Source organism: Bradyrhizobium sp. USDA 4541 (assembly GCF_024171085.1).
GTDB classification, from domain to species: Bacteria; Pseudomonadota; Alphaproteobacteria; order Rhizobiales; family Xanthobacteraceae; genus Bradyrhizobium; species Bradyrhizobium australafricanum.
Genome location: NZ_JALJZF010000001.1, coordinates 4,181,546 through 4,194,490 on the forward strand (window position 1 = coordinate 4,181,546; position 12,945 = coordinate 4,194,490).

Annotated in this window: 9 protein-coding genes and 7 pseudogenes; 9 read left to right on the plus strand and 7 right to left on the minus strand. The window is 59.4% G+C overall.

Features of this window, described 5'->3' with window-relative positions; all coding sequences use genetic code 11:
* Positions 1-28 precede the first annotated feature (28 nt).
* A pseudogene (locus J2R80_RS19565) lies at positions 29-499 on the plus strand (transposase); the annotation flags it as partial.
* Here the strand turns inward: J2R80_RS19565 and J2R80_RS19570 are convergent.
* Positions 492-2,094 (minus strand): annotated as a pseudogene (locus J2R80_RS19570) (ISL3 family transposase). The pseudogenes J2R80_RS19565 and J2R80_RS19570 overlap by 8 nt on opposite strands.
* A gap of 133 nt (positions 2,095-2,227) precedes the next feature.
* On the opposite strand from J2R80_RS19570, the pseudogene istA reads away from it, so the two are divergent.
* The 6 genes and pseudogenes from istA to J2R80_RS19600 all read left to right on the plus strand — a co-directional run.
* Positions 2,228-2,797, plus strand: a pseudogene (gene istA, locus J2R80_RS19575) (IS21 family transposase); the annotation flags it as partial.
* Positions 2,798-3,212: 415 nt separating this feature from the next.
* Positions 3,213-3,341, plus strand: a pseudogene (locus tag J2R80_RS19580) (IS630 family transposase); the annotation flags it as partial.
* A gap of 437 nt (positions 3,342-3,778) precedes the next feature.
* Positions 3,779-4,417 carry a hypothetical protein gene (locus tag J2R80_RS19585; RefSeq protein WP_375162652.1) on the plus strand — a complete coding sequence of 213 codons (639 nt, stop codon included), beginning with the start codon at positions 3,779-3,781 and terminating at the stop codon, positions 4,415-4,417.
* 70 nt (positions 4,418-4,487) lie between these two features.
* A pseudogene (locus tag J2R80_RS19590) lies at positions 4,488-5,084 on the plus strand (integrase core domain-containing protein); the annotation flags it as partial.
* 351 nt (positions 5,085-5,435) lie between these two features.
* Entirely contained in the window at positions 5,436-5,696 is a 261-nt protein-coding gene (locus J2R80_RS19595) for a hypothetical protein (protein WP_253639201.1), read from the plus strand.
* 289 nt (positions 5,697-5,985) lie between these two features.
* On the plus strand, positions 5,986-6,531 hold the full coding sequence (locus J2R80_RS19600; protein WP_253639202.1) for a hypothetical protein: 546 nt from the start codon (positions 5,986-5,988) through the stop codon (positions 6,529-6,531).
* Positions 6,532-6,644: 113 nt separating this feature from the next.
* Here the strand turns inward: J2R80_RS19600 and J2R80_RS19605 are convergent, their stop codons facing one another.
* The 6 genes from J2R80_RS19605 to J2R80_RS19630 form a co-directional block, all read right to left on the minus strand.
* Positions 6,645-6,815 (minus strand): hypothetical protein, encoded by a 171-nt coding sequence (locus J2R80_RS19605; protein ID WP_253639203.1) that lies wholly within the window; start codon positions 6,813-6,815, stop codon positions 6,645-6,647.
* A 612-nt stretch (positions 6,816-7,427) separates the two neighbouring features.
* Positions 7,428-7,967, minus strand: a complete 540-nt coding sequence (locus J2R80_RS19610) for a YfbU family protein (RefSeq protein WP_253639204.1) — start codon at positions 7,965-7,967, stop codon at positions 7,428-7,430.
* Positions 7,968-8,213: 246 nt separating this feature from the next.
* Positions 8,214-9,806: an IS66 family transposase gene (locus J2R80_RS19615; protein ID WP_253604517.1), complete on the minus strand. Its 1,593-nt coding sequence runs from the start codon at positions 9,804-9,806 to the stop codon at positions 8,214-8,216.
* Positions 9,807-9,880: 74 nt separating this feature from the next.
* Positions 9,881-10,225: an IS66 family insertion sequence element accessory protein TnpB gene (tnpB, locus tag J2R80_RS19620; RefSeq protein WP_027583889.1), complete on the minus strand. Its 345-nt coding sequence runs from the start codon at positions 10,223-10,225 to the stop codon at positions 9,881-9,883.
* The gene (locus J2R80_RS19625; RefSeq protein ID WP_253606702.1) at positions 10,222-10,572 is read right to left on the minus strand and encodes a transposase; all 351 of its coding nucleotides are present in this window, start codon (positions 10,570-10,572) and stop codon (positions 10,222-10,224) included. The genes tnpB and J2R80_RS19625 overlap by 4 nt, the downstream gene beginning before the upstream one ends.
* A 287-nt stretch (positions 10,573-10,859) precedes the next feature.
* A complete protein-coding gene (locus J2R80_RS19630) occupies positions 10,860-11,378 on the minus strand; it encodes a pilus assembly protein N-terminal domain-containing protein (protein WP_253639205.1) in 519 nt (172 codons plus the stop codon).
* 318 nt (positions 11,379-11,696) lie between these two features.
* Between J2R80_RS19630 and J2R80_RS19635 the strand changes: the two are divergent.
* Together J2R80_RS19635 and J2R80_RS19640 are read left to right on the plus strand one after the other, a co-directional pair.
* Positions 11,697-11,962 (plus strand): annotated as a pseudogene (locus tag J2R80_RS19635) (transposase); the annotation flags it as partial.
* A 518-nt stretch (positions 11,963-12,480) separates the two neighbouring features.
* Positions 12,481-12,876: pseudogene (locus J2R80_RS19640) on the plus strand (reverse transcriptase domain-containing protein); the annotation flags it as partial.
* Positions 12,877-12,945: the final 69 nt, after the last annotated feature.

Here is a 12,945-nt window from a genome sequence, read left to right on the forward strand (position 1 = left end):
TAGGGCCGAGATTTCACCGGGGGGCACGATGCGAGGAAGTGACGAACGGTCCGGCTCGCTTTTCAGCTATGTGGACCTGGAGGCTCGGGTTCGCGTCGACCACCCGCTACGGGTAATCCGGGACTTGGCGAATGCGACGCTGCGCGACCTTTCTGGTGAGTTCGGCAAGTTCTATACAGACTTCGGTCGCCCCTCGATCGCACCGGAAAAGTTGCTTCGGGCGATGCTCCTGCAGGCGTTTTATGGGGTTCGCTCGGAACGGCATCCAATGGAACGGATGGAGTTCGATCTTCTGCTCCGCTGGTTCGTTGGGCTTGGGGTGGACGATACGGTTTGGGACCATTCGACCTTCTCGAAGAACCGTGACCGGCTGCACGAAGGCGAGATTGCGGCCAAGTTCTTGAACGCGCTTTTGGCGCAGCCAAAGGTCAAGCGCCTGCTATCGAGCGATCACTTCTCGGTGGATGGTACGCTGATTGAAGCCTGGGCTGTCATTCGGCCTGCAATATTGGCTCTGTCGCAGTTTTGGTGCAGCTCCGATTATTCTGCGCGATTAGTCTGGCCTGAAGCAGATCGATTTTCCCGCGGCCATACATCTGACGCCTGACGAGCTTGAGGCGCGTGATCTGACCTTCAGTCTGTCCGTTGGACCAGGGCGAGGTGATTGCCGCCCGAACCGCCGCTTCGTCCCTGACGACGCCGCTCGCGAACGAGGCGACGAGACTGATGCGAGCGCGCTCGATCCATGCGGTAAGCCCTTCCTCAACCTTTCGCCGGATCATCACGTGGAATTCGGCGATGATGTCGCGGGCCTCGACCAAGCTTGGTACGCCAGCTTCGATCGCCGCGATCGTGACGGTCTCCGCTTTCGTCAGCAAGTCCCGGCCGATTGTCATGAGGCGAGCGATCGTTCTGGCCGACGGAGTCCGTTGAAGGTTTTGCGTGTCGGCCTTTTCAGCTCGTCGTCTGCGGGTCGCCCACTCGCTGATGACGCGAAGCGAGCCTCGGAAGCCTCGCGCTTTCAGGCGACGCCAAAGTTCAGCTCCGTTTCGACAGCCGGACGCCCACTGATCGTCGAGCCAAGGCAAATGAAGGTCCAACGAGCTTTGTCGGGTCCGGAAAACATCGTTGCGCTCGCCGCGGATCACGTGCCGAACCAGCTTCCTACTGTAGCCAGTTTGACGCACGATCTGCTTGATGGGTAAGCCATTCTTCGAAAGAGACAGGATGGCCGCGTTGGTCTCCTCGCGGCGAAGATAGCCCTCATACTGGAGGCGCTCGGCGGCTGTGAGCAGTTTGGGATCGATCGTGGTCGCACCGATGACGGTGCGTATCTGTCGCATCGATTTGCGGACGGCATCAAGGAAGGCTCGGCTGGCGTTCTCCATCAGATGCCAACGATCCGCGACCTGTACCGCGTGCGGCAAGGCCTTTGCTGTCGCTTCGCCATAGCCACCGCCACGATCGCGGGCGACGATCGAGATCGCAGGATGGGCAGCAAGCCAGGCTTGGGCGGTCGCAGGCTCCCGATCCGGCAGCAGGGTGACGACCCGGCGGCGTTCCAGATTGCAGATGATGCTGGCGTATCGGTGATTGCGGCGCCAAGCCCAATCATCAATGCCGATAACTCTAAGCGGATCAGCCGGCGGACGGCTACGGCGCCGGACGACGCGCAGACGTATCCTTGCTCACCGGCAGCATCAGCCTTTTTGCGAAGCCTGCCGCCAGTCGACCACCAAGCGCCAAGCCGAGGTGATGAACGATCGACTCCATCCTCGCCGTGCGCCGCGCCGACGGAGCCAGTACCCCTTCGGCGAAGCGCTCCGTGAAGATCTGACGCCCGCACAGGACGGCGTCGCAGCGGAAGCGGCGGGCAATTACCAGGAGCTGGACGATCCGCCCCGAGAGCGGCAGGTCGGTCACACGTCGCCGATATCGGCTATGGACACGCCGGGAAACCGTTCCGCACGATGGACACAGACCAAAGCTGCCCGACGCCCGGACCGCAATAACGGCCTTATCGCCTTCGAAGTACGCACTCTCTACAACAAACCCACTCGGCACCAGATTGGAGCGCTGGAGTGCCTGCTGCATGGCGCTGATTCTCCCCCAATCAATGCGCCAGACATCCCCCAAACTGCATCAAAAGTGAGTCAGAGCCCAAAATTGACCCCCTACAGTTAGGTCTGTTGTGCTGCCTGCTTTGGAATGAAGCAGGTGGATGGGGATGCTGGTCGTGGAGACGATTGCGCGGATTCGGCGCGAGCACTTCATCAAGGGCAAGACGATCAAGGAGATCGCCCGTGACCTGAAGGTGTCGCGGAACACGGTTCGGAAGGTGCTGAGGTCGGAAGAGACCTCCTTCGAGTACGAGCGGCAGGTGCAGCCGCGGCCAAAGCTGGGACGATGGGCAGTAGAGCTTGACGGATTGCTGGCGGCGAACGCGGCCAAATCGGCTCGTGAACAACAACTGACCTTGATCCGGATCTTCGAAGAGCTGCGCGGCCGCGGCTATGACGGCGGCTACGATGCCGTGCGGCGTTACGCCAGGCGGTAGAGCAAAGAACGCGGGCAATCGACCGCGGCCGCTTATGTCCCGCTGAGCTTTGCCCCAGGCGAAGCCTACCAGTTCGACTGGAGCCACGAGGTGGTCTTGCTGAGCGGCACCACGGTGATGGTGAAGGCCGCCCATGTCCGGCTCTGTCACAGCCGCATGCTGTTCGTGCGGGCCTATCCGCGGGAGACGCAGGAGATGGTGTTCGACGCCCACGACCGGGCGTTCGCCCTGTTCAATGGCACGCAGTAAAAGCACTGCGGCGAAGTGAATCAGTGAGCCGAAAGGGCAAGAGAACCGGGGCAAATGTGATCTTGTCGGGTCAATGACGCCGCCCGATCTCAGCCTCCCGAATGACGTAGAGCAGCTGAAGGCCATGGTTTTTGCCATGGCCGAAAAGGCAGCCCGCGCCAGATGCTCTGGCGAGCGAAGTCACCGATCTTGTCGAAGCACGGAATGCGACCAGATGTTGCCGGGCCGTCCCGGTGACGCTGGTTCGTGACTCGAATTTGTCGATTGGCCCGCGCGAGCTGATCGTGATCGCAGGTCCTTCCAAACCGGATCATTGCCGTCGCCTGGTAACGTTCTCCCTCAACCATCGGCGAACCGCCGTTCTAGTACCCACTATCCTTGACGTGGCGCGCGATTCAAAGTCGGGATGATGCCCGAATTAAGAGAAGTCCGCCTTTCGAGGCAAGATCGTAAGGTGCTTGAGGCGTGTTGTCGCTCACCGATGACATTCAGCGATTTGAAGCGAGCGCGGATAGTTCTATTGGCGAAGGCCGGGAGTAGGCCGCAGACAGGCGTGCACATGAGGACGGGGAGAAGCAGCGCAAGCACACCTGACCTGGAAACCTCCCACGCGTCGTCGCTGTGCTTGGTATTTGAGCCAGGATCGGGATCAGATCGATGCTTAGCCAGGCTGTTGCTCGACCACCTGTTTGTGCAAGCACCGCAACTCGCCACGGTGTCCGATCTGGCGAAGCGGTTTGTGTCCCTTCTCAGTGGTAGCGACATCGCCGAGCTCGATGAGAAGCAGGCATTAGGCTCGGTCTTTAAAGCGCTCACACGTCACCAACTCCCCAACGGACCACAACGTTTCGCGTGCGCCTGGCGCTCGACCTTGCCACCTCATTCAGTTGCAATACGAAATCATAATTCATTCATGCATCTGTTACGGACTCGGCCTATGCTTCAACGCCGTCAAATGACCGAGGGTTGATCATGAGCCATTTGTCAGACATGCTGCGAAGCCTGCGGTGGGATGACTACCGCTACTATCATCGGAGCAGAACTAACCAGACGCTGCATTTGATCAGCGCTTTCATCTTCCTCGGTTGCTATGCGCTCTTGTTCAAGGACCCGGCAATGGCCGGCATCCTCGGCTGGCTTGCGATGCTGACGCGGCAGACTGGACATTTCTTCTTCGAGCCGAACGGCTACGATGACGTGAACAAAGTCAGCAACGAGTACAAGGAGGCGGTCAAGGTCGGCTACAACCAGGCGCGCAAGATTGTGCTTTTGATAATCTGGGGCCTGGCGCCGGTCGCACTGTACGTCTTTCCGCTGTTTGGCATGTTCGATCCGCCTGCGGGGAGGCTTGACTTCATCTGGCAAGTCGGCACGGTATGGCTCGTCATCGGCATTGGCGGCGGCCTGTTTCGGATGATCCAGCTCTTCGTCACCCGTGACGGCCAGACCGCGATTGTATGGGTCTTCAAAGTCCTGACGGATCCCCTCCACAACGTCGCGCTGTACTACAAATCGCCGCTCGCGCTGTTGCGCGGCGAGCTGATCGACACATCGATCGCGGACGCTGGTTGGGGTGGTGACGACGCCGGAAAGGCGCCGCATCTCACCTGAGAGACGCACATTGAGCAGGTGCCCACGAGACGACCCAAGCGGCCGGCCGAGTGGGGAGGTCTGGCTTCTCAAAACACGCCGCATCTATCGCGAATTGGGCCTGCAATTGCGCAACAAGACGCCAAAGCGCCGGGTCAAGGCCAAACTGCGCGATGACCGCAGGCCGGCGACACGATCGAACGAGACCTGGGCAATGGACTTCGTCCATGACCAGCTGGCGACGGGACACAAGTTGCGCGTGCTTACGATCGATACCTTCTCCCGCTTCTCGCCGGCGCTGGCGCCTCGGTTCATCTTCCGCGGCAGCGACGTCGCGGCGATACTGGAAAGGGCCTGCAAGGAAGTGGGATTCCCGGCAACGATCCGGGTCGATCAAGGCAGCGAGTTCGTGTCGCGCGATCTTGATCTGTGGGCTTACCAGCGCGGGGTCACGCTGGACTTCTCGCGGCCCGGCAAGCCAACCGACAACGCGTTCATCGTGGCCTTCAATGGCCGCTTCCGGGCCGAATGCCTCAACGCCCACTGGTTCCTGTCCCTTGCGGACGCCCAGCAAAAAGTGGAGGATTGGCGCAGATACTACAATGAAGAACGGCCCCACGGGGCGATCGGCAATCGACCGCCGATTTTGCTGCAAAACCACGTCGGCGCAACCAGCCCGCCAACGTGACCAAAACGCAAAACTCTAGTTCTGGGTGGTCCAAAGTTCGGTCTCGCTGCACACGCCCGAGACTCTAACCGCCGGGATATCGGTACACCCGGGCGACTTCGTCGGAATCCGCATCCTTGCCGGCGCCTACTCAAACGAATAGGTGCCGGCCTTGGATTTGCTGTGTCAGGTTGGGGAACGCAGCGTGCCAGTCTGTGGCTTGCCGCGTTCCCGGAGTGGCGCGCTTCGTTCAATGCTGGAGTTTTGAGTGCGCGGCGCCGCCGCGTTCGGTTGGTGTGTCACATGGCTACGGAATTGCAGAGGCTCGTTAGCTCATAGGTGCATAGGTGTCGCCTCCCGGAGCGCAGCAAGATGGATGGTTGGATAGTAACAGTCGCGTTTTTCAAGGAGGGCGACGACGGTGAGTACAGGCACATAACTTATGCGGTCGCGATCGCAGACCCGGCGGAAGCCGTGAAAATGATTATAGAGGACAGTGGCGCCAAGGCCGCAATGCTCAACTGCCCGATCGAAGAGGGGCAGTTGCAAATGTTGGGCGTGAAGCCCGGTGAGTTTATAGTTGTAAGCGATGAAGAGGTTGGTCCAATCATCTCACGTCCCAAGCGCCATTAGTTCGGCGTCGGATCTCGTTCAACCGCGTCGGGTCAACGACATATATGTCCGCAAGCCGCTCGAGCAGTTAGTTAGCACGCTCTGATAGTGTACAGCTTTTCTCTCTGGCACGCGGATTGCTGAGCCATGCATGGCTTGGTCGCTTATCGAATGACCCTCGTGAGTGCTAAGCTGGTTGTCGGCGTGCGGGCGGCCAATCACAGGCGCCCGCACGCATTTCTATGTTCAGCCGCAGGCGTCGGTCACACGGGGCAATAGACGCTTTCGTTCTATGCAAACCTGCTTTTCAATGACCCGATTGCTGGTGATGAGCGAAAACTCCGAAGGATGGACGCGCGAGCAGGACGAGCTCTTCTGGCATTTGGTCGGGAAGCAAACTCCGGAGCAAGTCATCGCGGAGGCCCTGAACAAAACTTGTCAGGATCTCAGACGGCGCGGTTACCTGCTGGGCCTGCCACCGAAATGGTTCAAGTCCGCAAAGCGAGTGACTGATGATCTCGAGCGGGAGGGCGGCGGGTCACGTCTAGCGGAGAGATTACCAATTGCCGACCGACCTGTTGCTCCGATCCAGTTTTCGCGTGTCAATGATGCAATGACCGTCGGGTCTCGCGTGATAGTAGCGCGCTGGGCTGGTTCAAAATTGAAGCGACGGCGCGGCCTCATCGTTGGTCTTGGCACGACTAGGACAAGGGTGCGCGTCCTGTTGGACGGCAACATGCGCCCGATGACACTGCACGTGTGCCTCTTGGAGGTGGAGGAGGCGCAAGGCTCGCGGAAAGTACAAAACAGCCCAACGCCGCCCGCTAAAAATATACGCGGACGGCGTTGGTTCTAGCCCCAGGAGGAATGGCAAAATCCTGGCCCCACAGGTATGGCGTAGGGGGCACGTCTTCGCTATCCGGGTGAGTCCGGTACTCCGAATGCGTCTCTGCGACGGTTAACGGCCGCTCAGGAGGCGTGGTTCGCAAGCACAAACTTTATTCGTTCAGCCTCTTCCTTCGACAGTTTCTCGGCCCAGGTGCCGTTCCTTAAAAGAGCCGGCCCCTTGCGTTCTCGATCGTAAACCATCCAGCCGACGGTGCCCTGACGAACGATGAACCTTTGTGCAGCCAATGCCAAGACGGCCTCCAATTGCACCTAGAAAAGAAGCTTCGGCACGTGCTAAAAAGCTCCTCGGCTGAGGCGCCGGGCTGCGGTGAGCCAGAAACCAAACCAAGACTCGATCATGATGTGTGCAAAGATGTAGAGCAGCATCACGCACCAAAAGTTCGTTCGGGCTTTGAGGTGCACAAACACGCTTGAGGAAACGGCAGTTGCCACCCCCAGCCCCTAAGAAAACTCTCACATTCTAAAATAGCAATCAAACTACTGCCGCAATCAACGGCTGTCTATCGTCAAGAGAGCAACTTCACTCCGTAACTTTCCGGGGAAGGGCCGGTCGCTCGGGCAGTGATGCACCAAAGCAGATGAGGCCAACAATTAGCAGTGCGCCAGCGCATGCCTCTAAGACATTTGATCTATGCCGACGTGTGTACAAGGCGAGAGCTGATCCCAAAATCGTACTGAGGATACCTAGTTCGCCTATCATTTTCGATCCAAATTGCTGAACCTGATAAGTGGCTTTATCGGTGTGACTCTGGTACCCCAACGTAGTGGGGACGCTGTGGCACAATGCCCAAGGTCGGTTCTCGCGATCTCCAGCGCGCACCTTTCGACGTGCGCTCACGCGCTTTAACCCCCGTTGAAGATGGCAATGATATCCTCTTTTGAAAACCGGCCCGCGCTGAGCTTTGTGCGCATCGGCAAATAAGCCTTCAGCATCTTCCGATATCGCGGTAGGGATGTCTGCGTATGCGAGTTGTTCGAGGCGCCCGGAACATCCTTGAAGCGATGCAGATCCTGGACGAGGTAATTCGCAACTCCGTAATGAGGGTCATGATTGCTGTCAAAGCCCGGGAAGATGTCGAGCCCATGCGCGGTGTACCCAAGATCGTCACGCACCTGCTTTCGCTCTGATTGGTCTAACCGCTGAAACTGGTACATGGTCGAGCTGAACATTTCCAGGATCTCAACCGTTTCCGTGACGACTGGATTGGGCTTCTCTGATCGCTCAAAAGCGATGCCACTGAATTGCCAATCGAAGCCCCATAGTTGATCGGCATAGATTGTGTGCGCGACAAAGTCTGGATCAACTTCAGGTTTGCCTTGCAGGCGTTTCGAGATATCCGCGAGCATTAGGGCGATTAGCTTTTCACCATCGGTCATCTTCATGGAAACAGGTCTCCGCGCCGGAATGATCGCGGAGACTACCGAAGCCTGTTTGCGCCAAAAGCGCCCAAGAATGGTGGTTGCAACCACCCTGTCACTTTAGACAGTACGTCCTGACCTGAGATAGGCGCATGATCGCCGCTAACGGACAAGGGCCATTGCTATGCGGCGCTATTATTTCCCGATCATTCACAACGGGCATCTACACCCAGACGAGGAGGGTGAAATGTAAGCGGCAAGCTGAGGCCGTCAGGCTGCGTGGTTCCATGGCATAAGCGCGTCGATTTGGCTGCTCGGCCAGCCGTTGGCGATACGCTGAAGTGTTAAGGCGAGCCAGGCGAACGGATCGACGTTGTTCATTTTCGCCGTCTGCAGCAGCGTTGCGATGGTCGCCCAGGTTCGTCCGCCGCCGTCGCTGCCAGCGAAGAGGCTATTCTTTCTCGTGATTGTTAGTGGCCTGATGGCGCGTTCGACGACGTTGGAGTCGAGCTCGATGCGACCATCGGTCAGGAAGCGTTCGAAGATGGCACGGCGCGAGACGGCATAGCGGATCGCCTCAGCCAGTTTTGATTTGCCGGAGATCCGCCGCAAGGTCTGCTGCCAGAGATCGAAGAGATCTGCGACGATCGCCGCGGAGGCTTGCCGGCGCGCGGCAACGCGAGCGTCGGGGCTTTGACCGCGCACGGTCTTCTCGACCTGCCAGAGCCTTGCCATCCGCTCGACCGTCGCCGTTGCCACTTCCGAGCTCCCTGCAACATGCAGCTCGTAGAACTTGCGTCTGCAGTGTGACCAGCAGCCAGCCAATGTGATGCCATCATTGCCGCGATCGGATCGCGCGAGCTTGTTATAGGCGGCATAGCCATCCACTTGCAGGATGCCGCGATAACCATTGAGATGGCGGACCGCGCATTCGCCGGAGCGGCTGTCTTCGAAGCGATAAGCCACCATCGGGGGACCGCTGCGGCCAAAGGTTCGGTCATCCCGGGCATAGGCCCATAAGTAGGCCGTCTTTGTCGATCCGGAGCCCGGAGCGAGCGTCGGCAAAGTGGTTTCGTCGGCAAAGACCCGTTCGGCCTTCTTGACCTCGCTGAAGATGTAGTCGGCCACGATCTCGAGCTCGAAGCCGAGCTTGCCCATCCATTGCGCCATCAGCTGGCGGTCGAGCTCGACATGATCGCGGGCGTAGATAGCCTCCTGCCGGTAGAGCGGCAGGCCATCGGCATATTTGGCGACGGCTATCTGGGCCAGAAGCGCTTCCGTCGGAATGCCTCCTTCAATGATATGGGCCGGGGCCGGCGCCTGGATGACGCCGTCCGCGTTCTTGAAGGCATACCTGGGACGGCGCGTGACGATCACCCGGAACTTCGCCGGCACCACATCCAGGCGCTCCGACACGTCCTCGCCGATCAGCACCTTCTGCTTGCCGGCATGCTCAGCCAGCTCTTCCGGCTCAATGACGGTTTCGATCCGTTCCAGATGGGGCGCAAAGCCCTTGCGCCGACGCGGTGCACGCTTGCCATCCGCCTGCGCACGGCCCTTGCTGACCTGGGCCTTGATCGCGGCGATGCCGGTCTCGATCTCCTCGAAGACGAGGGCCTGCTGTTCATCGTCGCCGTTCGCCGAGCCGAGCTTCTCCGATCGTCGGCCGAACCGGGCGCGGTCGAAGGCCTTCAGGATTTGCGTCAGCCGCTCGATGCGCGCATCGGCATCGGCGTTGCGGGCCTTGAGATCGGCGACTTCGCTCTCCAGAGCATCGGCGCGGGCCGCTTTCTCGGCCATGGCAAGCACCATGGCTTTCAGCGTCTCTACGTCATTCGGGAGGCTGAGATCGGGCGGCGTCATTGACCCGACCAGAGCACATTTTGCCCCGGTTCTCTTGCCCTTTCAGGCCGCTGATTCACTTCGCCGCAGTGCTTTTACCCAACAATCTCCGGCGGCTTGACCGCCGCGGTCCGGACCCGCTTCCAGTCCATCCCATCCACCAGTGCCATCAACTGCGCAGCATTCAGCTGCACCCGATGATGCCCGATCCGCGGCCAGCAGAACCTCGCCTTCTCAAGCCGTTTTAAATAGAGGCACACGCCGGAGCCATCCCACCATACGATCTTTATTCGGTCGGCTCTTTTGGCGCGGAACACATAAAGCGCACCGTCGAACGGATCTGAGCCGGCATCGCGCACCAGCGCAACAAGGCCATCGATACCCTTGCGGAAGTCGACTGGATGGCTCGCCAGGAACACCTTCACGCCGGAGGGGATCATGCCGAACGGACCGCCCGGATCACCCGCTGCAACTGCGCCTCGTCGACGTCCACGCCGGCGCGCACGATCACCTCGCCAATGGCAATCTCGATCACCGCGCCTGCCACAGGCGCCACCACACCCTCGCAACTCGAGTGCCGTGAGCGATAACGCCGCCGCTCGGCCCGAGCGTCACGGCGCCAGGCGAACAGCTGCGACGGGTGAATGCCGATCCGGCGGGCGATCGCCGAGACGCTCGCGCCAGGCTCCAGCGCCTCCATCACGACTTGGGCCTTAAACTCGTCCGACCAGCGTCGGCGAAGCTGCCGCGGCGCTCCCTCAAGACGGTCGGCGACCGCTTCGATCATATGGAAGGTTCTAGTTCCAGAACTAGGCGCAGACATAGAAGCTCACATCGGCTCACAAACTTAGCAGCCGATAGCCGATCGTTCACCCCCTCCGCCAGACGGGGTCTCCTTGCCGCTTACGGTGAAATGTTCGGCTCGGCAGATCTCGCGGAGCAATACGGTGCCCGTGTTGCTCGAGATATCGGAAGCGATCCCGAGTACGATCACGCCAGCGGCACGGTCGTAAGGGTGGTTGATGGCGAAGGCGCGAACATCGCGCGGTATGGGGTTTGTGGGGTGTAGGCACATCACCAAAGCTTAGCGATATTCCTTGGTAACGCTGCGGGAGTTACCGTCCTTGTCTTGATGGGTATCGGTGAAGAGGACGGCAGACGGGCCTCCTGAGGGGAGATCCGGATTGACGCGCCCGCAACCAGTGTGCCAGTGCAGAGGTAGCTATCGTGTTCCTGCCCAGGCTTGCCGACGCCAGTAATAGGTGGCTTCTGCCCGTACACCTTCACTAAATGGCCGGCGACACTGATATTGAAACGGTGAATTTCCCTGCCGCCCGCTCCATAAGCTATTGCGAGCGTTTCGCCAGAGCCCGCCCCCTCGATGACAAAGGTCCTGTCGGTCATCGGCCTGATTTTGGCGATTGTTTCGCCGGCAGCTACTTTGATTTCACTGATAGAGTGGTCAAACGATACAACCTTGGTCTGCCCCGGCGCGAGTTCTATCGTGTCGTCGGAGGTAACCTCAACTGGCGGCTGAGCAAGCGCGGCTTCGCACAGCAGCATGAATACTGAAAGCAAAGCAAATCGTTTCATTGAAAGCCACTCCCTGAAATGTGGAGAGGGTATGCCGCAACCAGTGATCGAGCAAGACGGTTGTATTCCCGTGGTTTCCCGACCTTGGGGCGATCCCCCAGACCTCCCTGTTGATCGCGGGTGGCGCGGGAGGGGGTATTGGCTTCAGGGGGCGTCCGTGAAGAACGCAGATCGGCCCGAGAGATAGGCAGAAGTTGTCTCGATAAAGTATTCGATTTTGCAGGAAAGCCGGGTGTTGGGCTGCGCTTTCTTGCGTTTTGGGATTTTGCTTTCGAGCGATTCGTGACTGACGGTGCGTCGTCTGCATTGGGGAAGGCGATGAGCAAACCGCGGGATGATCGCCAGAAAGACCTGTTGCTTCCTGCGCTCGATCAAATCATCGACATGGGCCAACCCGCTGGTGCGGCGGCAACGCTGATCGACTGGAAGTTTCTGGATAACCGCTTTGGTTCGGTGTGCCAAACCGGTCCGGGGCAGCCTGGCCTGCCGACGCGGCTTTCGCCGGCCTGTTCATTCTGAAGCACATGCACAATCTCTCGGATGAGGTGCTGTGCGCCCGCTGGATCGAGAACCCCTATTACCGTGTGCCACGAACACCGGCGGCGACGCCGGTGATGCTGTGTTGAAGATGGGAGTTTGGCCTCCCGGAGCCGGCCTGCAGGGGCGGGCTTCAAACCACCTCATGCTGCCGCGTTCAAAAGGCGCGGTGGTGAGCGATGAGAAAAAAGGCGGTGAATGAAACCGTCAGGTAAGTGACAAGAAGATGAGTGCAAGCGAACCGCCGATGACGTATCGAAATGGGTTCAAGACGCTGTCAAAACGGGCGTGGGGTAGTAGGGCTCGGAGGAGTGTGGGCGAAGCCTGTTTACGGCCCACGCGGCAGCCGGTGCATAGGCGGCATGATCTCGTCACAGGCTTCAACACGGAACGTGGGAACCTGACGCAATGCGTCAGGGGCGGAGCAACCCGTAATAGTGACGAAGCGGCTGTAATGGCCGTGGAGCAAAGGGGTTGCGTTATCCTTGCCGGCGTCACTGAGCCAACCGGGAATACCGGGAGAAGCACGGTGAACTTCGGCAAACCATTGCCCATCACCAAGCGGATGGTGTGGGAGGCTTCTAAGCTTGTGAAGAAGAAGGGAAAGGCGGCGGGCGTCGATGGCCAGAGTCTAGAGGACTTTGCCGGCGATCTTGAGAACCACCTCTACCGGCTGTGGAATCGGTTGGCGTCAGGAAGTTACTTCCCGCCACCAGTGCGGCGGGTCGAGATTCCTAAGACCGGCGGTGGGGTTCGTCCTCTTGGCATACCGACGGTCGCGGACCGTATCGCCCATATGGTGGTCAAACGGTGTCTGGAGCCGGAGTTGGATGGAGAATTTGATCCGGACTCCTACGGCTACAGGCCCGGAAAGTCGGCCCATCAGGCCATAGAGCAGGTGCGTAAGCGGTGCTGGCAGCACGACTGGGTCGTAGATCTCGACATCAAGAGCTTTTTGGACGTGGCTTCATAATACCCCCTGGTTCATGCAGGTTGGTCAAAAAGGCTGGATTGCGGGGCTAAGACCTTG

Bases quoted from the DNA above. Each gene is read 5' to 3' on its own strand.
- J2R80_RS19595 (WP_253639201.1), top strand. From the start codon at position 5,436: ATGGATGGTTGGATAGTAACAGTCGCGTTTTTCAAGGAGGGCGACGAC.
- J2R80_RS19600 (WP_253639202.1), top strand. From the start codon at position 5,986: ATGACCCGATTGCTGGTGATGAGCGAAAACTCCGAAGGATGGACGCGC.
- J2R80_RS19585 (WP_375162652.1), top strand. From the start codon at position 3,779: ATGAGCCATTTGTCAGACATGCTGCGAAGCCTGCGGTGGGATGACTAC.
- tnpB (WP_027583889.1), bottom strand. From the start codon at position 10,225: ATGATCCCCTCCGGCGTGAAGGTGTTCCTGGCGAGCCATCCAGTCGAC.
- J2R80_RS19625 (WP_253606702.1), bottom strand. From the start codon at position 10,572: ATGATCGAAGCGGTCGCCGACCGTCTTGAGGGAGCGCCGCGGCAGCTT.
- J2R80_RS19630 (WP_253639205.1), bottom strand. From the start codon at position 11,378: ATGAAACGATTTGCTTTGCTTTCAGTATTCATGCTGCTGTGCGAAGCC.
- J2R80_RS19615 (WP_253604517.1), bottom strand. From the start codon at position 9,806: ATGACGCCGCCCGATCTCAGCCTCCCGAATGACGTAGAGACGCTGAAA.
- J2R80_RS19610 (WP_253639204.1), bottom strand. From the start codon at position 7,967: ATGAAGATGACCGATGGTGAAAAGCTAATCGCCCTAATGCTCGCGGAT.